This is a genomic window from Pseudomonas sp. GW821-FHT07B01, assembly GCF_059419065.1.
In genome coordinates, this window is record NZ_JBWKRA010000043.1 from 1 (window position 1) to 21972 (window position 21972).

Annotated in this window: 9 protein-coding genes and 1 rRNA gene; 6 read left to right on the plus strand and 4 right to left on the minus strand. The window is 57.9% G+C overall.

Annotated features, from left to right (window positions below; all coding sequences use genetic code 11):
- Positions 1-9738 (plus strand): immunoglobulin-like domain-containing protein (locus AC07S6_RS26955; protein ID WP_495113386.1); only part of this gene is annotated, 9738 nt, incomplete at its 5' end.
- 150 nt (positions 9739-9888) lie between these two features.
- On the plus strand, positions 9889-10227 hold the full coding sequence (locus AC07S6_RS26960) for a hypothetical protein (protein WP_054896857.1): 339 nt from the start codon (positions 9889-9891) through the stop codon (positions 10225-10227).
- 163 nt (positions 10228-10390) lie between these two features.
- Here the strand turns inward: AC07S6_RS26960 and lapD are convergent, their stop codons facing one another.
- Positions 10391-12343 (minus strand): cyclic di-GMP receptor LapD, encoded by a 1953-nt coding sequence (lapD, locus tag AC07S6_RS26965; protein ID WP_197883972.1) that lies wholly within the window; start codon positions 12341-12343, stop codon positions 10391-10393.
- Between the two features lie 14 nt (positions 12344-12357).
- The gene (gene lapG, locus AC07S6_RS26970) at positions 12358-12981 is read right to left on the minus strand and encodes a cysteine protease LapG (protein ID WP_371264164.1); all 624 of its coding nucleotides are present in this window, start codon (positions 12979-12981) and stop codon (positions 12358-12360) included.
- A gap of 318 nt (positions 12982-13299) precedes the next feature.
- On the opposite strand from lapG, the gene AC07S6_RS26975 reads away from it, so the two are divergent.
- The 4 genes from AC07S6_RS26975 (at position 13300) to AC07S6_RS26990 (ending at position 19460) form a co-directional block, all read left to right on the plus strand.
- Positions 13300-14010: a GntR family transcriptional regulator gene (locus tag AC07S6_RS26975; protein ID WP_197883970.1), complete on the plus strand. Its 711-nt coding sequence runs from the start codon at positions 13300-13302 to the stop codon at positions 14008-14010.
- Between the two features lie 373 nt (positions 14011-14383).
- Positions 14384-15142, plus strand: a complete 759-nt coding sequence (locus AC07S6_RS26980) for a DUF3050 domain-containing protein (protein WP_495113387.1) — start codon at positions 14384-14386, stop codon at positions 15140-15142.
- On the plus strand, positions 15139-16086 hold the full coding sequence (locus AC07S6_RS26985; RefSeq protein ID WP_197883966.1) for a diiron oxygenase: 948 nt from the start codon (positions 15139-15141) through the stop codon (positions 16084-16086). The genes AC07S6_RS26980 and AC07S6_RS26985 overlap by 4 nt, the downstream gene beginning before the upstream one ends.
- Positions 16083-19460: an amino acid adenylation domain-containing protein gene (locus AC07S6_RS26990; RefSeq protein ID WP_495113388.1), complete on the plus strand. Its 3378-nt coding sequence runs from the start codon at positions 16083-16085 to the stop codon at positions 19458-19460. Before AC07S6_RS26985 ends, AC07S6_RS26990 begins: the two co-directional genes overlap by 4 nt.
- 64 nt (positions 19461-19524) lie before the next feature.
- Here AC07S6_RS26990 and AC07S6_RS26995 read toward each other — a convergent pair whose 3' ends face one another.
- Together AC07S6_RS26995 and rrf are read right to left on the minus strand one after the other, a co-directional pair.
- Positions 19525-21405, minus strand: coding sequence for a methyl-accepting chemotaxis protein (locus tag AC07S6_RS26995; RefSeq protein ID WP_197883962.1), 1881 nt, complete (start codon positions 21403-21405; stop codon positions 19525-19527).
- A 274-nt stretch (positions 21406-21679) separates the two neighbouring features.
- A 5S ribosomal RNA gene (rrf, locus tag AC07S6_RS27000) occupies positions 21680-21795 on the minus strand.
- Between the last annotated feature and the right edge of the window lie 177 nt (positions 21796-21972).

Consider the following 21972-nt stretch of genomic DNA (forward strand, 5'->3'; position numbering starts at 1 on the left):
GACACCATCGACAAGGTTGATGTGGTTCTGACCGCCACCAACACCGTTGGCGAAGGCGGCAACATCGTTTACACCGCTAGCCTTGTGGATAAAAACGGTGCGCCGGTGACTAACATCACCAATCCGCTGACCGTCACCCTCGATAACGGCAAGACCATCACCATTGGTGTGAATCAGTCGAGCGGCTCCATAACTACCATCGCGCCGGATGATGTGTACAAAGGCGACCAAACTGTCACTACCGCCATCAAAAGCGTGACCGGCGGCGAGCATTTCGAAAACCTGGTGCCTGGCACGACGGCAGTGAACACTACTGTCACCGATAACCCTGGCACCGATAACACGACCACCGTAACGCTGACGGCTCCGGCCGAGGCAAACGAGGGTGGGCAGATTACGTACACCGCCACGCTTTCCAATAAAGCGGGCACTGACGTCACGCTGAAGTTGGATAACGGTTCAAGCATCACCATCAAAGCCGGAGAAACCGTTGGCACCGTAACCGTGCCTGCGCCTACCGATGACGTGTTCATAGATAAGAGCACGCAGACCGTCAAGATCACCGACGCCTCCGGCGGCAACTTCGAAAAACTGGAAGTTGCAGGCAATGGCGCAACGACCACGATCAACGACACCATCGACAAGGTGGATGTAGTTCTAACTGCTACCACTACCGTCGGCGAAGGCGGCAATATCGTTTACACCGCCAGCCTTGTGGATAAAAACGGCGCGCTGGTGACTAACATCCCCAATCCGCTGACCGTCACCCTCGATAACGGCAAAACCATCACCATCGGTGTGAATCAGTCGAGCGGTAGCGTTTCGGTTCTTGCTCCTGATGACGTGTACAAGGGCGACCAAACTGTCACCACCGCTATCAAGGGTGTGACCGGTGGCGAGCATTTCGAGAACTTGGTGCCTGGTACTACCGCGGTGAACACCACCGTTACGGACACACCGGATACCGATAACACCACCACCGTTACGCTGACTGCGCCAAGTGCCGTTAATGAAGGTGGTCAGATCACGTACACCGCGACCTTGAGCAACAAGGCCGGTACCGACGTCACCTTGAAGCTGGATAACGGCTCGTCGATCACCATCAAGGCTGGCGACACCGTTGGCACCGTGACTGTGCCCGCGCCTACTGATGACGTGTTCATCGACAAGAGCACTCAGACCGTCAAGATCACTGACGCTTCCGGCGGCAACTTCGAAAAATTAGAAGTTGCAGGCAACGGCGCAACCACCACGATAAACGACACCATCGACAAGGTTGATGTGGTTCTGACCGCCACCAACACCGTTGGCGAAGGCGGCAACATCGTTTACACCGCCAGCCTTGTGGATAAAAACGGTGCGCCGGTGACTAACATCACCACCCCGTTGACCGTGACCCTGGATAACGGCAAAACCATCACCATCGGTGTAAATCAATCGAGCGGTAGCGTTTCGGTTCTTGCTCCAGATGACGTGTACAAGGGCGACCAAACTGTCACCACCGCTATCAAAGGCGTAACCGGTGGCGAGCACTTTGAAAATCTAGTGCCGGGTACTACGGCGGTGAATACCACCGTCACGGACACACCAGGTACCGACAACACCACTACTGTGACGCTGACAGCGCCTAACGCTGTTAACGAAGGTGGGCAGATTACGTACACCGCCACGCTCTCCAACAAAGCTGGCACTGATGTAACGCTGAAGTTGGATAACGGTTCGTCGATCACGATCAAGGCTGGCGAAACTGTTGGCACTGTAACCGTGCCCGCCCCGACCGATGACGTGTTCATCGATAAGAGCACTCAGACCGTCAAGATCACTGACGCTTCCGGCGGCAACTTCGAAAAATTAGAAGTTGCAGGCAATGGCGCAACGACCACGATCAACGACACCATCGACAAGGTGGATGTAGTTCTAACTGCTACCACTACCGTCGGCGAAGGCGGCAATATCGTTTACACCGCCAGCCTTGTGGATAAAAACGGCACACCGGTGACCAACATCACCAATCCGCTGACCGTCACCCTCGATAACGGCAAGACCATCACCATCGGTGTGAATCAGTCGAGTGGCTCTATCACCACCATCGCGCCGGATGATGTGTACAAAGGCGACCAGACCGTCACTACTGCTATCAAAGGCGTGACCGGCGGCGAGCACTTTGAAAATCTGGTTCCAGGTACTACCCCGGTTAACACCACCGTTACGGACACACCGGGTACCGATAACACCACCACGGTTACGCTGACTGCGCCAAGTGCCGTTAACGAAGGTGGCCAGATCACGTATACCGCAACCTTGAGCAACAAGGCCGGTACTGACGTCACCTTGAAGCTGGATAACGGCTCGTCGATCACGATCAAGGCTGGCGAAACCGTTGGCACCGTAACCGTGCCTGCGCCTACCGATGACGTGTTCATAGATAAGAGCACGCAAACCGTCCAGATCACCGAGACCACTGGTGGCAACTTCGAAAAACTGGAAGTTGCAGGCAGCGGCGCAACGACCACGATCAACGACACCATCGATAAGGTCGATGTGGTCCTGACGGCCACCACCACCGTTGGTGAAGGCGGCAACATCGTCTACACCGCCAGCCTTGTGGATAAAAACGGCACACCGGTGACCAACATCACCAATCCGCTGACCGTCACCCTCGATAACGGCAAGACCATCACCATCGGTGTGAATCAGTCGAGTGGCTCTATCACCACCATCGCGCCGGATGATGTGTACAAAGGCGACCAGACCGTCACTACTGCTATCAAAGGCGTGACCGGCGGCGAGCACTTTGAAAATCTGGTTCCAGGTACTACCCCGGTTAACACCACCGTTACGGACACACCGGGTACCGATAACACCACCACGGTTACGCTGACTGCGCCAAGTGCCGTTAACGAAGGCGGCCAGATCACCTACACCGCGACCTTGAGTAATAAGGCCGGCACCGACGTCACGCTGAAACTCGACAATGGTTCAAGCATCACCATTAAGGCTGGCGACACTGTTGGCACTGTGACCGTGCCCGCTCCTAGCGATGACGTGTTCATCGACAAGAGCAGCCAGACCGTCAAGATTACTGACGCTTCCGGCGGCAACTTCGAAAAACTCGAAGTCGCAGGTAACGGCGCAACCACCACGATCAACGACACCATCGACAAGGTGGATGTAGTTCTAACTGCTACAACTACCGTCGGCGAAGGCGGCAATATCGTTTACACCGCCAGTCTTGTGGATAAAAACGGCGCACCGGTGACCAACATCACCAGCCCGTTGACCGTTACCTTGGACAACGGCAAGACCATCACCATTGGTGTGAATCAGTCGAGTGGCTCTATTACAACCATCGCGCCGGATGATGTGTACAAAGGCGATCAAACTGTCACTACCGCCATCAAAGGCGTGACCGGCGGCGAGCACTTTGAAAATCTGGTTCCAGGTACTACCCCAGTTAACACGACCGTTACCGATACACCGGGTACCGACAACACCACGACTGTCACCTTGACTGCGCCAAGTGCTGTTAACGAAGGTGGCCAGATCACGTACACCGCCACGCTGTCCAACAAAGCGGGCACTGACGTCACCCTGAAGCTGGATAACGGTTCGTCGATCACGATCAAGGCTGGCGACACTGTTGGCACCGTAACCGTGCCTGCCCCTACCGATGACGTGTTTATCGATAAGAGCACCCATACCGTCAAGATCACCGACGCCTCCGGCGGCAACTTCGAAAAACTGGAAGTTGCAGGCAGCGGCGCAACCACCACGATCAACGACACCATCGACAAGGTGGATGTAGTTCTGACCGCCACCACTACCGTGGGTGAAGGCGGCAACATCGTCTACACGGCCAGCCTTGTGGATAAAAATGGCGCACCGGTGACCAACATCACCAATCCGCTGACCGTGATCCTGGATAACGGCAAAACCATCACCATCGGCGTAAACCAATCGAGCGGTAGCGTTTCGGTTGTTGCTCCTGATGACGTGTACAAGGGCGACCAGACCGTCACCACTGCTATCAAAGGCGTGACCGGCGGCGAGCATTTCGAGAATCTGGTCCCTGGCACTACCGCGGTGAACACCACCGTTACGGACACTCCGGGTACCGACAACACCACTACTGTGACGCTGACAGCACCTAACGCTGTTAACGAAGGTGGACAGATTACGTACACCGCCACGCTGTCCAACAAGGCGGGGACCGACGTCACGCTGAAACTCGACAACGGTTCAAGCATCACCATCAAGGCTGGCGAAACTGTTGGTACCGTAACCGTGCCTGCGCCGACCGATGACGTGTTTATCGATAAGAGCACGCAGACCGTCAAAATCACTGACGCTTCCGGCGGCAACTTCGAAAAACTGGAAGTTGCAGGCAACGGCGCCACCACCACGATCAACGACACCATCGACAAAGTCGATGTGGTCCTGACCGCCACCACCACCGTTGGCGAAGGCGGCAACATCGTTTACACCGCCAGCCTTGTGGATAAGAACGGCGCGCCGGTGACCAACATCACCAATCCGCTCACCGTAACCTTGGACAACGGTAAAACCATCACCATCGGCGTAAACCAATCGAGCGGTAGCGTTTCGGTTATTGCTCCTGATGACGTGTATAAGGGCGATCAAACCGTCACCACTGCTATCAAAGGCGTCACTGGTGGCGAGCACTTTGAAAACCTGGTGCCGGGTACTACAGCGGTGAACACCACCGTTACGGACACACCGGGTACCGATAACACCACCACGGTGACGCTGACCGCTCCATCCGAAGCAAACGAAGGTGGTCAGATCACCTATACCGCGACCTTGAGCAACAAGGCCGGTACCGACGTCACCCTGAAGCTCGATAACGGTTCGTCGATCACGATCAAGGCTGGCGACACTGTTGGCACCGTAACCGTGCCCGCGCCGACCGATGACGTGTTCATCGATAAGAGCACTCAGACCGTCAAGATTACTGACGCTTCCGGCGGCAACTTCGAAAAACTCGAAGTCGCAGGCAACGGCGCAACTACCACGATCAACGACACCATCGACAAAGTCGATGTGGTCCTGACCGCCACCACCACCGTTGGCGAAGGCGGCAACATCGTCTACACCGCCAGCCTTGTGGATAAAAACGGCGCAGCGGTGACCAACATCACCAATCCGCTGACCGTCACCTTGGACAATGGCAAAACGATCACCATCGGTGTGAATCAGTCGAGCGGTTCCATCACCACCGTAGCGCCAAACGACGTCTACAAAGGCGACCAAACCGTCACCACCGCCATCAAAGGCGTGACCGGTGGCGAGCATTTCGAGAACCTCGTGCCGGGCACGACGGCGGTGAACACCACCGTCACCGACACACCAGGCTCCACCGACCTGACCACCGTCACCTTGACTGCCCCGACCGCGGTCAACGAAGGCGGCCAGATCACCTACACCGCCACCTTGAGCAACAAGGCCGGCAGCGACATGCGGGTCCAGCTCGACAACGGTTCGAGCATCACCATCAAGCAAGGTGAGACCGTGGGCACGGTGACCGTCCCGGCGCCTACCGATGACGTGTTCATCGACAAGAGCACCCAGACCGTCAAGATCACCGGCACCACCGGCGGCAATTTCGAGGGTGTGACCATCACACCTGCGGGCGCCACGACCACCATCAACGACACCATCGATGACGTGACCGTGGTACTCAAGGCCACTGGCTCGGTCAGCGAAGGCGGGCAGATCGTCTACACCGCGTCCCTGGTCGACAAGAACGGCGCGGCCGTGAACAACGTGGGCTCCGACTTGGTGGTAAGGCTGGATAACGGCTCGACCATCACCATCGGCAGTGGCAAGTCCACCAGCTTCACGACAGCTACCGCACCGAACGATGCCTATGTCGGCGCCAATGATGTCAGCGCCAAGATCACCGGCGTGGTCAGCGGTGGCGACAAGTACGAGCATCTGATTGTTGACGCCAGCCCCGCGGTCACCAAGGTCACGGATGTAGTGACGGATACCAAAATCAGCATAACGGGCGACGGCTCGGTCACTGAAGGTGGCACAGCCCACTACACCCTGACCTTGACCAACCCGCCGCAAACCGACGTAACCGTGACGCTCAAATACAGCGGCACCGCCACTGACGGTTCGGACTTCACCGGCGTGTACACCGTGAAGATCCCGGCAGGCTCCAGCAGCGTGCCGTTTGATATCCGCACGCTCGACGACAAGATCACCGAGCCTACGGAACAGATCGTTATCACCATCGACAAGGTCACCGGAGGCAACTTCGAGAACCTGGTGATCGACAAAGGCACCGTCACCACCAACATCCTCGACAACGATGCGCCGCCGGTGATCGACCTGGATGCCAACAACTCCAGCGGCGCCACGGGTGCCGATTACAAGACGACATTTACCGAGGGTACCGCCGGGCCGGGCGTGTCGATCGCCGATACGGATATCAAGATCACTGACCCAGACAGCACACTGCTGACGGGCGCGACGGTCACGCTGACCAACGCACAGGCCGGTGATGCCCTGAACCTGGGCAATAGCGTGAATGGCATCAGCGTCAGCACCAACAACCAGACGGGCACTATTACCCTGACGTTGTCCGGCAGCGCAACGCTGGCTGACTACATGCAACGTATCCAGAACATCACGTTCACCAACAACAGCCACGACCCGAGCACCACACCGCGCACCATCACCGTGACGGTGACCGATGGCGGCAACTACTCCAACGTGGCCACCACCACGGTCAACGTGGTTGCGGTCAACGATGCACCCGTGGCCACTGGCGGTGCCGTGACCGGTACAGAAGACACGGCGCTGGCCCTGACCTGGGCCAACTTCGGCGTGAGCGATGTGGACTCGCCGCAAGCCAGCCTCGGGGTGAAAATCACCGACCTGCCAGTAGCCGGCAAGCTGCAATACCTGGCGGCGGACGGCAGCACCTGGACCAACGTGACCAACGGCCAGACCTTTACCAAGGCTCAGATCGATGGCGGCCAACTGCGCTTTATGCCGAACGCCAACGAGTCCGGCGCCGACGGTTACGGCGGCACTGGCGTGGGTAACAAGCAGGCGGATTACGCGCAGTTCAAGTTCCAGCCAACCGATGGCAAGGACCTGGGCACCAGCGCTACGGTGAAAGTCGATATCACCCCAGTGGCCGACGCACCGACCCTGAGCGTGGCCGACAACAGCGTTGCCTCGACCGGCCTGCTCAAACAGGGCTGGAACAGCATCGCCGGCCTCGGCAACAACGGCAACGGTGCTGCACCGGACGTGCTGAAAAAAGCCATCGATAACGCGGGCACACCCAACAGCACCTCTGTGGTGACCAACGTCGAGTCCGTCGACAACGTGGCCGCTGGCTCTGGTTCCAAGATCTCCGGCCTGATCTACATGGAAGCGGGCAAGAGCTACACCTTCAGCGGTATCGCCGATGACAGCGTGGTGGTCAACGTTGGCGGTAAAGACGTTGCCAGCGGTTTGTGGGGTACCAACAGCGGCAAGTTCAGCGGCTCGTTCACGCCAACTACCACTGGTTACTACAGCCTTGAGATCTACCAGGCCAACCAAGCGGGGCCTGGCAGCTTTGACGTCAACCTGTCGGTCAACGGCGGGGCGGTGCAGAACCTGAGCACCAGCACCGTGCCGTTGTACACCGGCCTTACCGACCTGACCAACGCCGGCGTCACCGTATCCGACCTGCATGGCAGCAACGGTGACGGTTACTACGTGGGCTACAAGCTCAACGAAGGCCAGGAGAACGGCACGGTCAAACTGTCCAAGGTCACCACCGCGCTGACCGACACCGACGGCTCCGAAACCCTGAGCGTGAAGATCAGCGGCATTCCGGCAGGCTCGGTGCTTACCGACGCATCGGGGCACACCTTTACTGCGGGTAAAACCGTGGGCGAAGTGAATGTCACAGGCTGGGACCTGAACACGCTGAGCATCAAGCCGCCGACCTACTACAGCGGCCAGTTCAACCTGACAGTCACCTCGACTTCCACCGAGAGCATCGGCGGTTCAGCGACCACCACCGCGCAATTGCCAGTCACGGTGCATCCGGCGACCTACAATTCGGTCACCGGCACCTCGGGCAGCGACACCATCAATGGCAGCGATGGCAACGACATTGTCGTGGCCGACGTCGCCGGCTTGAACGTGGTGCAGGGCAAGAACTACAACATCGCGTTCATGATCGATACATCGGGCAGTATGGGTGCGGACTCGATAGCAGCGGCAAAAACCTCGCTGACCACCACGTTCAACTCGCTGAAAAACAGTATCGGCGCCAGCACTTCTGGCACTGTGAATATCTTCCTGGCGGATTTCAGCGACCAGGTCAATCGCACGGTGACAGTCAACCTGAAAGACCCAGGTGCATTGGACTCGCTGCAGAAAGTCCTGGATTCCATGGTGTCTACCGGCGGAACCAACTACGAAGACGTGTTCAAGGCCGCGGCCAACTTCTTCAAGAGTGCCCAGGCGACTGGCAACACTGGCGCTATCAATACAACGTACTTCATCACTGACGGCCAACCGACGTTCTATCAACGAGCGGAGGAGACCAACCCGACGTTGTACAACAACGTCAAGCTTGATGATGTCGTCAACATGAACAACTACACATTGGGCACCGCCACCAGGATCGAGATCGACTCGAGTCACTTCATTGATATCAACTCGGTCGGCAAGGTGACCCTGTGGACCAACAACTGGTGGGGCTGGGGGCAGTCCAACCCAGGAACCATCCATGCCCAAGGCGATGGCACCTATGAGCTGTCAACTGTTGGCGGCAACGGTACAGCCTCGTCCTCGAACATCAACGATCCTACGCTCATCAGTAACTCCCAGAGCGCGTTCGCACTACTCAAAGGCCTGTCCACCGGTGGCGTAGAAGCCATCGGCCTCAATAGCGGGGTCAGCCTGAATCAGTTGGCACCGTACGACAGCGATGGCAAGCCACAGGCCAACATCGATCCGAAGGACCTGGCCAACGCCATCCTCGGCCACTCAGAGGCGACGTTGCCGGGCGCGGACACCGTCAGCGGTGGCGACGGCAACGACATCCTCTTCGGCGACCTGGTGAGCTTCAGCGGGATCAATGGCGAGGGTTACAACGCGCTGCAGGCCTTTGTCGCACAGAAGACCGGCGTGGCTGTCTCGGCAGTGACTGCCTCTAATGTTCACCAGTACGTTACCGAGCACTACGCAGACTTCGACGTCTCCGGCGCCAAGGATGCCAACGACACGTTGCTGGGCGGCGCTGGCGACGACATCCTGTTCGGCCAGGGCGGCAACGACACGCTCGACGGTGGTAAAGGCAATGACATCCTGCTGGGTGGCACGGGTAACGACACGTTGATTGGCGGCCAGGGCAACGACATCCTGATCGGTGGCTCGGGGGCCGACACCTTCGTGTGGAAGGCGGGCGACATCGGCAACGATGTGATCAAGGACTTCAAGGCGTCCGAAGGCGACCGCATTGACCTGCGTGATTTGTTGAAAGGTGAAACCGACAGCACCATCGACAATTACCTCAAGATCACCACGGTAGAAGGTGTGTCGACCTTGCAAGTGAGCAGTGAAGGCAAGCTCAACGCCGCCGGTGGCCTGGCCAATGCCGATGTGACGATCAAACTGGAAGGCAACGATTGGTCCCACACCAGCATCAACTCGCTGATCAGTGGTGCCGACCCGACCATCAAGATCGACCACACTTAAGACACGATTAATCGGCCGCCCTTGCAGGCGGCCGTTTTTTTGGCCTGCGAGTCGCTGGCCCTGGCGGACGGTGCATCGCATACTCACGCCCATACACGCAGCGTTGACCTATGCTGTTGAACGCCTGTGGCGCATTTTCGAGGGGTTGTTATGTTTTACGTGCAACGTGATGCACAGGGCGCGCTGGTTCGCGTAGAAGCTGCTGCCTTTACCGAATCCACTGAAACCCTGCCGGCCGATCATCATGAGATCCAGGCCTGGTACGCCAACGAAGTGGTGGAAACCAGCCTGGCCCAACTCAAGCAGAGCGACTTTGAGATGATCCGGGTGCTGGATGACTTGATCCAGGTGCTGACCCGCAAGGGGGTGATCAGTGTGACCGACCTGCCGCCGGCAGCCCAGGCCAAGTTGATGGACCGTAACCAGGCGAGGGAAGCGTTGGGTGGGTTGAGCCAGTTGATCGATGATGACGAGAAAGGGCTTATCTGAGCCCTGGCGCCGAACCTGAATTTAAATGTGGGAGGAGGCTTGCTGTGGCGAGGGCGCTTGCTCCCGCTTGAATGCGCAGCAGTCACCGGCTTTTGGGGGCGCTTCGCACCCCAGCGCAAGCAAGCTTGCTCGCCACAACTGGCCCTATTTTAATCCATTCATATCAGTGAGATTTCCAGGGGGCGGGCTCGCCAAACAGTTGGCCCTGCACGCCGAAAATCCCCATCTCACGAATCACCTTCAGTTCGCCCTCGGTCTCTACACGTTCGGCAATCAACGGCAGGTCGATGCTATGGGCCGCTCGCTGGATGGCCTCGATAAACAGGCGCTTGTCGCTTTCCTGGTCGATGGCGCGAATGTAGCTGCCGTCGATCTTCAGGTACGCCAAGCCCAGGCGCGCCAGGTTGCCGATCATGCTGAACCGCCCACCGAAACGTTGCAGGCTGAGGGAGAAGCCCAGTTCGCGCAGGCGCTGGGTCATCTGTTCCAGCACGGGCTGCTCAGGCAGTTGCTCCTCACCAATCTCCAGGGTGAGGCGCGGGCCCAGGTTGCTGTGCTGGCGTAGCAGGTCATAAACGCGGTTCAGGGCCTGGGTATCTTGCAAGGTCGCGGCCGAAAGATTCAGCGCCAGGTTCTCGGTGTGGCTGGCCATCTGCTTGAGCACCTGCTCCAGCATCAGGCGGTCTAGGCGGGCTGACCAACCAAAGCGCTCAAGCCACGGCAGGAAGCGCCCGGCCGGTATGGTGTGGCCGTCTTCGTCCTGCAAGCGCGACAGTACTTTGTAATGCAAGACCAATTGTGGGTCCTGGCTGGCGACAACCGGCTGGAAGTACAGCTGGAAGCGCTGCTGGGTCAGGGCCTGGTCCAACAAGGTGTGCCAGGCATGGTGATCGTCTCCCACGCTGGCGGCGGCGCTGCGGTCCAGGCACACCCAACTGGTGTCGCCCTGCGCTTGGGCCTGGGCCAGGGCCTGATCGGCCAGGGTCAGCAGGGCTTGGGGCGCGTCGCCATGGCTGAACGGCGCCAGGCCGATATAGGCGACCGGCGTAACGTCACTGGCGCCGGTCGCTTGCAGGCTGAGCAAAGTGCTTTCCAGGTTTTGCGCCAGCTGCATCGCTTCTTCACGCATCAACCCCGGCGCCAGCACGGCGAACTCACCGCCACGAATACGGGTGACGAGGTTATGGGTTTCCGGGTACGGCGCGCACTGGCGCAGTAGTTGTTCGCCAACCGCTTGCAGTAACTGGTCGGTGCGCTGGCCACCCAGGCGCTGGTTGAGGCCGGCCAGGTCCTTGACCCGCAGCAGCAGAAGGTAGCCGGAGTTGGTCTCTTCCGGGTTACTGACGCGGGCGTTGAGCTGCATCTCGAAATAACGGCGGTTGGCGAGGCCGGTGAGGTTGTCCTGATAGGATTCGGTGCGCAGTTTTTCGCTACGCTCGGCCTGCTCCTGGAACAGCGCCTTGAGCTTTTCCACCATCTGGTTCATGGCCTGCACCACCCGCCGCAGTTCAGGTGTGCGGGGCAAGTCAGGCAGGCTGAGGAACTCACGGCGGGCAATGGCGTGGGACTGTTTGACCATATAGTCCAACGGCTTCAATTGCCGGCGCAGCAACAGCCCACCGAGCACCACGCTGACCGCACCGCACAAGAGCAACCAGCCCAGGCTACCTAGGGCGCTTTGCCAGAGCTTGGCCAGGGCGAACATCGGATGGCTGACCACTTCTACCCGTGCGGCCTGTTCCCAGCCACGGCTGACCAGGGCATCACCGCCCGCCGGCTCCAGGCCGATCAGCTTGACGAACCAGTTGGGCACGCCGTTGTTGTCGGGAATACCGCTGCGCTCGACGATGGTTTTGTCGGTGGCCAGGTCCACGACGCGGATGCTGGCATAGTAACCGCTGTCGAAGATCGAGCTGACCAACAGCTCCACCATGGCTGGGTCATCGATATTCGGGGTCAGCGACAGCGCCAATGCCGTCGCCGCATCCTGGGCGTGGGAGCGCAATTGGTTGACGTATTGGGTGCGCGAGCTTTCCAGGCTGACCATGAAGCTGCCGCTGAAGGCGACCACCAGGAACAGACAGATTGCGATCAATAGCTGTTTGAACAGAGACATCCGATCAGTTACTCCTAGTTGGCAGGCTCGGCTGGGAAGCCTTCCGCACGCATTTTTCTCAACACATCCTGCCAGCGCGACAAGCGTTTGGTATCACCGACTTTTTTGTTGCCTTTGGCACCAGGCAAGTACAACCCCTCGGCGTTGAATGAGTACACCGGGACCAGATCGGTGCGACGGGTAGCCGGCAGGATCTCATCCATCAGGCTGTCGAGCACCAGTGGGACGGCGTCGGGGCTCGAATAATAAGTCAGGACCATGTGCGCCCGATTCTGCCGCAGGGCCTTGACGTAGGTAATGCGCAATTTGTCGCTGGACACGCCCAGGTGACGCAAACTGAAATATTTTGCGATGGCGTAGTCTTCACAGTCACCAGCACCTTTCCAGAGTGCCTCGACGGGCGTCTCCCAGTAATCCACAACGTGCCAGAGATCGATGTCTTCCACGTAGGTCATTTGCTTGTTGAAGAACAAATTGACGACCTTGAGCTGCTCCTGCTCGCTGACCTGTTTTTCGCTCACCAATAACCGCTGCCAGGCGTCGATACGCTGCTGGCCTTGACCCAAAGGCCCGTAGACGGCGGTAGCCTTGCGGCTGATTTGCGAGAAATCCCAATCGGCACGCAGCCCGCCGAGCATCAGGCCGGCCAGTAAAGTTGCTGATAAAAGCCAGCAAAGCAGTCGATAGGGATTAAAACTTACCGCCAAAATGTTCAGTCCGTGAAAGAGACGGAATTTCCAGGGATGGTGAAGCCTGGCCCTATAAAAAACAATGGCACAGTGCAATCATCGCAGGAGGCGGCGTTTTTATAACCGCCCTTGTGAGAGACACAAAGTATGCTGTGTAAGCCCTTACAAACGGAAACTTTGGCTATTTGACAAGCACCTGGCCCATCTTTAGTGTTCTTTGGATCCAATTAGCCAGACTATTATTCAAGAAAGGAGGATAGCGCAACCGTGACGCAGAAGCCGAACCCATTAAGCAGCATCAAAATCAGCGGGCCTATTCCCGCCCATCTTGCGCGCTCCGTTATCGAAGAAACGTTGCGTAATGCCATCCTTGATGGGCGATTGCCCTGTGGCACCGCCATGCGCCAGCAAGAACTGGCCAGCCTGTTCGGCGTCAGTCGCATGCCGGTACGCGAAGCGTTGCGCCAGCTGGAGGCGCAATCCTTGTTGCATGTGGTGACTCACAAGGGTGCCGTCGTTGCTCCCTTGATCGAGGACAATTCGGCCGAGACCTATGCCCTGCGCATGTTGCTGGAGTCCGAGGCCCTGCGCCTGTCGATTCCATTGCTCACCGATGCGGACCTTGCTCAAGCCGAGGCGTGTATCAATGCGCTGGAAAGCGAGAAAGACTACACCGAGATTGGTCGGCTCAATCGCCTGTTTCACATGGTGTTGTACGGCAAGGCGCCCAACCAGCGGCTGCTCACTTTGGTCGAGCACGGATTGAATGAGGAGGAGCGCTTCCTGCGCTTCAACCTTGAGGCGATGGGGCTGGGGGAGACTTCCCAGGAGGATCACCGCGAACTGCTGAGCCTGGTAGCCCAGAGGAAGGTCGAGGAGAGCATCCTGACGCTGCGTAACCATTTGATGCGAGGCATGGAGGTGATCGCGACCTACCTCAGCGGCCTTGAGAGCGCCGAAAAAACCCCCACTCAGTAGGTTTTTTCGCTTTTGCCCTTGATCCTTAGGTGATGTAGCAACTTTCTTATGAGGGATTGTTGCTCCATCAGAAAAAACAAAGAACCAAATCATAATTAAAGCCGACTCAGCGCGCAGCAAAATCCCACGTATAGCTGGGCAATCACCACACACATAAATATCGGGAAAAACATCTAATACATTTGTATACCGGTTCAAACATTCAACCAGCTTATTATCTTTTCCCAGCAAGACACACCTTTCCATCCACTGCGTCTGCCTAGTGCAAGGGCCTCGCCGTGTGCGTGGCCGCGCTCAAGTTACTCTCGCACTCACAACTATAATATTTCAACACTGCTTTTAGAGCACTCGCAACAACTCATAGGCGTCAACCATGTACCCACATTCACTCGCGCAAAAAAAACGACAACTTTTTGGTCATCCGTTATTTATAGAAATAACCAGCCTCGGCAAGTTACAACACTTCATGAAACACCATGTATTTGCTGTCTGGGATTTCATGAGCCTGACCAAACGCCTGCAACAGGACCTCACTTGCATGCAGTTGCCCTGGCTCCCCTCCACTGACCCGCACGCTGCCCGCTTGATTAATGAAATCGTGCTGGCGGAAGAGTCGGACGAGCACCCGACGCGGGGCTATTGCAGCCACTTCGAGCTGTACCTGGACGCAATGACGGAAGTGGGCGCCAGCACGGTCGCAATCACTCGCTTTATCGACCTGCAAAGCCAGGGAGTGGAGGTAAGCGCAGCCTTGCAGATGATCGATGCGCCCCAGGGCGTGGTCCGCTTCGTCGACAGCACCTTACAAATTGCCCTGAGCGCTCCGACCCACTGTGTGGCGGCGGCGTTCCTGCATGGCCGAGAGTGTGTGATTCCGTCAATGTTCGAAAGGCTTTTGCATAGCCATGCTTTCATAGGTCGGCAGGCCCCTACGCTATGTCACTACCTCAGCCGCCATATCGAAATAGACAGCGATGATCACGAGCCTGCGGCGCAACAGTTGCTACAGCGCCTGGTCGACGCAGACCCCAGCCGTCAGCGACAGGCCGATAACGCCGCCCTGAGCGCCGTGGAGAGTCGTATTACCCTCTGGGACGACGTACTGGCCTCGATGCAAGAGGTACGTCCGTGAACGCCGCCCACTATCAATCCTTTGCCGATGACTGGGAGCGTCGCGCAACCATCCGCACACGCCCCCGGCGGATGTTGGAAGACGACGACAAACTCATCTTCCCCCTGTGCCGTCAGCCTCTGGTGCTGAGTGCAACCTTTCTCAAGCACTGCCCGCAATGGCGCGACTTCGTGCTGGTGCAAAGCTTCTATAAATTCATCAATGACGTGGTGATTTTCGAAACCGAGATCGTCGACAAAACCGCGCGCAGCATCGCTAAAAATCGCTTCTCTCTGCCCTTCCCGCTCGCCTGCCGCTACGATGCGATGACGATCGTTGTCGACGAGGATTACCACGCGCTGGTCGCGCTGGATTTCCTGCAGCAAGCCGTGGAGATGACCGGAATCCAACCGCTCGATCTACCCGGGCAAATTGAATTGAGCCGCGCGCTGCCGACAGCCCAGGCACAGGTACCGACGTACTTGCACGATGCCGTTGAGCTGATTGGCGTCGCCATCGCTGAGAACACCGTCACCCATGACGTCGCAGCGTTTTCCAAAGACGGCAGCGTCAAATCCTCTGTCCGCGGCCTGATGGCCGATCATCTGTTTGATGAAGGGCGGCATGCGCGGTTCTGGACACAGTTGGTGCGCCTCTACTGGCAGTCGGCAAGCCCGCAAGATCGCGACCACATTGCTCAAGCCCTGCCCGTATTCCTGACGCACTACCTGACCAACGAGCTACAAAAAGACTTCGATCTGCAACTGATCGAACACTTGACGATCAGTGCCGACACTCGCGTGGCACTGCGCGACGAAATCCGGGCGCTGGATTTTCCCATCACCCACCAACATCCGCTGGTGGCCAATATCATGGGCTTTCTGCACCACAGCGGCGTACTGCAAACCCCCAGCGTGGCACGAGCCCTGCGCGACTATCTGCCCGTATCGACGAGGTTGGCATGAGGCGCTTGCAGATCGAGTGGCGTGGTACCACTAACGCTCTGGCGGCGCTCAAGCAGGAGCTGGAGCAATATGGACATGTGGCAGGAACGGGGTCTGTGGATCTGGTTATTGAAGACGGGAGTCAGCCGCTGCCGCCCTCGCCCGCCAGTGCGCCATGGTTAAGCTTGCGCGTGGGTATCGGCCCGCTCTGCGAACACGGGCTGCCCTCATTGCAGTTGCGTTGCTATGACCGCGAGCGGCGCCTGCTGACGGTGCACGACGTTGCCCAGGAGCCCAGCGGCAATGGGCAGCGGTTGCGTCAGCAGGCAACGAATGCAGTGGTGCAGTGGGCTGCTTTGTTGGTCTGCGGTTTTTCAAGAGACCCCGCTTACTTCTCGGCAACGGCCGCTGCTAACGCCTGGCCTGAACAGGGCCTGCAAGAGCTGGATGCCTTGGCTTTCATGCATCGGTTCAATCACACGGCGGACCCTGCCTTGTTGCACGCGGCCGGAACGCCCATGATCGAACGGCTGCAGGCCAGCCTCAATACCTTCGCACATCGAACAGTGCTGAACATCGCCGGTCATGCGCTGACTTATCGGCAGCTCCAGCAACAAGCCATGGCCATTCAACAACGCCTGCTTCCCTTGCTGGAGGATGGCGAGGCTCCACAAGTGGTCGGCGTATGCCTGGAGAAATCCGCCGAGTTGTACGCCAGCATTCTCGCGGTGCTTGGCTGTGGCGCCGTGTATTTGCCGCTGGTGCCTGACCACCCGGAGCAACGCCAGCACTGCATGCTGACCAGCCTCAAGGCCTGTGTGCTGCTGGAGAATGGCCAGCACCCATTGCGAGAGCGTTTCGTTTCACTTGATGTGAGCCAGGTTGACGCGCACAGCGCCGACATGACGCAACCGCTGATGCACCGTCATCCCCGTGCCGACGAGCCGTGCGTGGCACTGTTCACCTCGGGTACGACGGGCCAGCCCAAGGGGGTACTGCTGAGCCAATACAACTTGGCGCATTTCACGGCCTGGCTCGTCAGTTGCGTGGCGTTGGATCAACACAGTCGCGTCCTGCAGTTTTCGCCACTGGGCTTCGATTCTTCACTGATCGATATTTTCCCTGCATTGATCGTTGGCGCCGCGTTGATTGTCCCCAGCCCAGACCAACGTCACGACCCTCAGCAACTGGTAGAGCTGATTCGCAAGCAATGCGTCACTCATGGGTTTGTGCCACCGGCACTGCTCAGCATCCTGCCGCTGGATCAGCCGTTGGGCATGACTCATTTACTGACCGGAGGTGATTTCTGCGAGCCCTGCGTGATCGAACAACTGGCCGGTCAATGCCAGCTGCATAACCTCTATGGGCCGACCGAGGCCACTGTATTGGCGACCCATCGAGTATTCCAACGAGGTGACAGCCATCGCAATATCGGCCTCCCCATCGCTAACAGCCAGGTGCTGATTCTCGACGAGAACCTGCAGCCCGTGGATGAACAGGTAATGGGCGACTTGTACATTGTCGGTCCCGGAGTAAGCCTGGGTTATTCGAATACACCGTCGCGGCCCGACAATCCGTTCGTGACGCTGACACTGCCAAATGGCCAAGTGCTACAGGCTTATCGCAGCGGCGACTTGGCAAAATGGACGCCAGAGGGCATCGAACTGGGCGGCCGCAGGGATGAGCAAGTCAAGATCCGCGGGTTTCGAGTTCAGCCTCAGGATATTGAACAGTGCTTGCGCGATAGTCGCTTGTTTCGCCAAGTGGCAGTGGTGATCGATACGGCACACAGAGTCATCGGCTTTGCCGCCCAGCCGGAATCTGGCGCTACGCTGGCAAGCCTGAAGGAACATGCTCGGCAGTGGTTGCCCGTGCATATGCAGCCCAGCGCTTGGAGCGAACTGGCATGCATGCCCCGTTCGAATAACGGCAAGATCGATCGCAAGGCCTTGCTGGCCATGCCAATGCCCATACCCATCGGGATGGATCGCTGTCGCATACAAGACCCTTTGCAGGCACAACTGGCTGACGTGTGGGGTGAGCTGCTGGGATTACCCGCAGGCGAACTCTCGATTGATGAGAGTTTTTTCAACCTCGGTGGCCACTCCATCCTGTTGTCGACCCTGTTGCTACGCCTGCGCGAGCAGTTTGGCCGCAGCTTCTGCCTGAGCCCCTTTTTTGAGACGCCGACCATCCGCACATTGGCCGCACTCATGGATGGCAGTGCGCTGCCGGATACACCATCCGACCAGATGGAACAAGATGCGACGCGAGCACTGGAGGTCGAGGTGTTGCCCGAGACCCTTGCGGGAGACTCGCGCAAAGCCATCGTCACCGGGGCGAACAGCTTTGTCGGGGTTCATATTGTCCAGGCACTGCTGGCTGGCGGGGCGCAGGACGTGGCGTGCCTGGTGCGCGAGTTGCCCGGCCATTCGGCAGCGGCAAGGTTCGCCCAGGCATTGCGTGAATACCGCTTGGAACATCTGGACCTGAGCCGAGTACAGGTATACGCCGCCGATATTCGTAAACCTCGCCTGGGCTTGGCCGACGACGTGTACGAGCACCTCGCCCGTCATTACGGCGTGTTGGTGCATAACGCCGCGCAGGTCAATCATGTGATGGATTACGCCTCACTCGCCAAGGACAACGTCGAGCCGGTGCTGGAATGCCTGCGTCTTTGCGAGACCCATTGCAAGAAGGTCCTCAATTTCATCTCGACGCTGTCAGCCTGCAGCAGCGTGGACGTCGACGGGTACGTGCTTGAAGCGCCTGCCCGACGCGCACTGCCGCTCTATGTGAAAAATGGCTACAACCTCTCCAAGTGGGTAGCCGAGCGGCTATTAGGACGGGCAGTTGAGCAAGGGGCCTGGGTCAATATTCATCGGCCGGGAAATATCAGCTTCAACAGCCAGAACGGCGTTTGCCAGCCACAGAAAAACCGCTTGATGTTGATGCTCAAGGGGTCTCTGCAATTAGGGGTGGTCCCGCGACTGGACGCCAATTTCGATCTGATGCCGGTGGACTTCCTGGCGCGTTTCATCGCCTACCACAGCGTGCGCTTTGACCCTGGGCGAAACGTGTTCAACCTGCACAACCCACTGGCCTTGAGTTGGGACCAGTACCTCGACGCCTTCAGCGAGGCTGGGCACGCTTTTGACCGAGTAAGCATTGAACACTGGCAACGGGCGCTGCGCAAAGTGAGCCGCAATAACGCGTTGTTCGGAGTGCTGGGCTTTTACCTGGACGGACTGGGCGAGGACATCGGTGACACGTCGATGATCCGTTACGACAATGCCCGGTGGGGCGTGGAAAAAATGGGCATGTGCTATCCACCCAAGAGCCAAACGCTGTTACGCAAAGGCTGCGACTATCTGAGCGCTATCAGCTTCATCTGAATAGCACCCCTGGACGTGAGACCAAGCGATCGGAGCGAGCGGCCTCGCTCCGATGCGGTCAGGATCAGATCTTGAAGCTATCGACCAATTGCTTCAGTCGGCTGGCCTGCTGGGACAGCGCATCGCAGTCCTTGAGCGTCTCGTTGAGGTTGGCCACACCCTGCTGGTTCAGCAAGTTGATCTGGTTGATATCGACGTTGAGGGTTTCAACCACGGCGGTCTGCTCTTCAGTGGCGGCCGCGACGGATTGGTTCATGCCATCGATCTCAACGATACGTTGCGTCACGCTGACCAGACGCTCACCTGCCTGGTTGGCGACTTCGACGCTTTCTTCGCTGGAAGCCTGGCTGGCGTTCATGGTGGTCACGGCTTCGCGCGAACCCACTTGCAGCGAAGTGATCATCTTGTGGATTTCTTCTGCCGACTCCTGGGTACGGTGCGCCAAATTACGCACTTCATCCGCCACGACGGCAAAACCACGCCCCGCTTCGCCAGCACGGGCCGCTTCGATCGCGGCGTTGAGGGCGAGCAAGTTGGTTTGCTGGGAAATGCCTTTGATCACATCCAGGATGTGTCCGATGTTATCGGTACTGGCATTAAGGGTTTCGATCTGAGTGCAGGACAGGCTGATCTTTTGCGAAAGCTCCGACATCGCCTGAATGGTTTGCTCCACCACTTTACGACCATCGTCAGCTTGTTCGCTGGCACCACTGGCATGCTGGGACGCATCAGCAGCGTTGCGCGCGATTTCCTGGGTGGCGGCCCCAAGTTCGTTGATGGCTGCGGCCACGCTGTTGGTACGCGCGCTCTGTTCGTCAGAACCGATGATCGACGCATTGGATGAAGCCATCACACGCTGGGACAAATCGTGCACCTGGCGCGTTGCCGAAGACACTTCGGAAATCGACGCGTGAATTCGCTCGACGAACTGGTTGAATGCGCTGCCGACCTCGCCGAACTCGTCTTTGCTGGTCACGTCGAGACGGCGGGTCAAATCACCTTCGCCTTGGGCAATGTCCTGCATGGCCACGCCCATGGTGGTCAACGGGCGCAACAGTACTTGAATCAACAGGCTCAGGAGCACCGCAATAGCCACGACGGCAATCAACATCGCAATCAAGGCCGAAGTACGGAATTTGCCCAGCGGGGCATAGGCTTTTTCTTTGTCGATCGACAGGCCTATGTACCAGTCAGCGCCAGGCAAGCCGCTGATAGGCGTGAAAGAGAGGATGCGATCCTGTCCTTTGAGTACGACGTCCTGATTGAGCTTCTCAATGCGCACGTTGGTGCCGGGATAAATGTCCTTGAGATTCTTCATCACCTGGTCCTGGTCCGGACTGACGATGATCTGGCCATCACCGCTGACTAGGAACGCATGGCCGATACCACCGAAGTCTACCGAGTTGATGATCTTCACCAGTGTCTGCAGGCTCAGGTCACCACCGACAACACCCAACAACTCGCCATTCTTTTTCACCGGCATGGCAATTGTCACGATCTGACCGCCCACAGCCGCCATATAAGGCGGAGTAAGCATGGTTTTGTCCGCCACTACTGCTTGCTTGTACCAAGGGCGCTGACGGGGGTCGTAGTCGTCAGGCATCTTCGCGTCAGGGCGCTGGGTGAATACCCCATTGGTTTGACCTACATAGGTGAACTGGAAATTGGTGGTGAATGCTGGCTGATCGACCAAGCCTGGGAGGTCGGCGGCGCTGCCCTGGTGGGCGACGTTCTGCGCCAGGTTCTCGAGGACCAGGATGCGGCCACTGAGCCAGTTCTGCACACTGCTGGCGGTGAGCTCGCCGGACTGCTGGATGGACGACGACAGGTTTTGCCTGATGGTGCTGCGCTGCAGGTAGTCGTTGTAGAGGGTAAATAACGCGAAGGCTAAAACCACGACGCCTGACGCGGCCAACAGAATTTTATGACTGAACTTGAGATTCATTTCATCGACTTCTTTTGCCAAAGGGGGGTGAGCGTGCCGAGTGGAACATTCCATGTAACGGGATAGGCGGACTCTGCGGTCGCTCTATTTCGGTGCACGCATGGCTCGTCAGGCTTTCGGCCAGACTTCGACAAATCTTAGGAATTTGTGAGAAGCATCTTCTTTTAACGTAGGAAACCGACAGGCGGTAGCAGTAAGGCAGATTTGCTGCGGTGGGCCGCCCTAAACGACAAAACCCCTGTCTGCGTTAGCAGACAGGGGTTTCGGAATTCAATCTTGACGATGACCTACTCTCACATGGGGAAACCCCACACTACCATCGGCGATGCATCGTTTCACTGCTGAGTTCGGGATGGGATCAGGTGGTTCCAATGCTCTATGGTCGTCAAGAAATTCTGTGTACCAGACCGTTGCGTTGGCAACGTGCCGGTGAAATTCATGAGCTTCTACATAAACAAAACCCCTGTCTGCGTTAGCAGACAGGGGTTTTGGAATTTAATCTTGACGATGACCTACTCTCACATGGGGAAACCCCACACTACCATCGGCGATGCATCGTTTCACTGC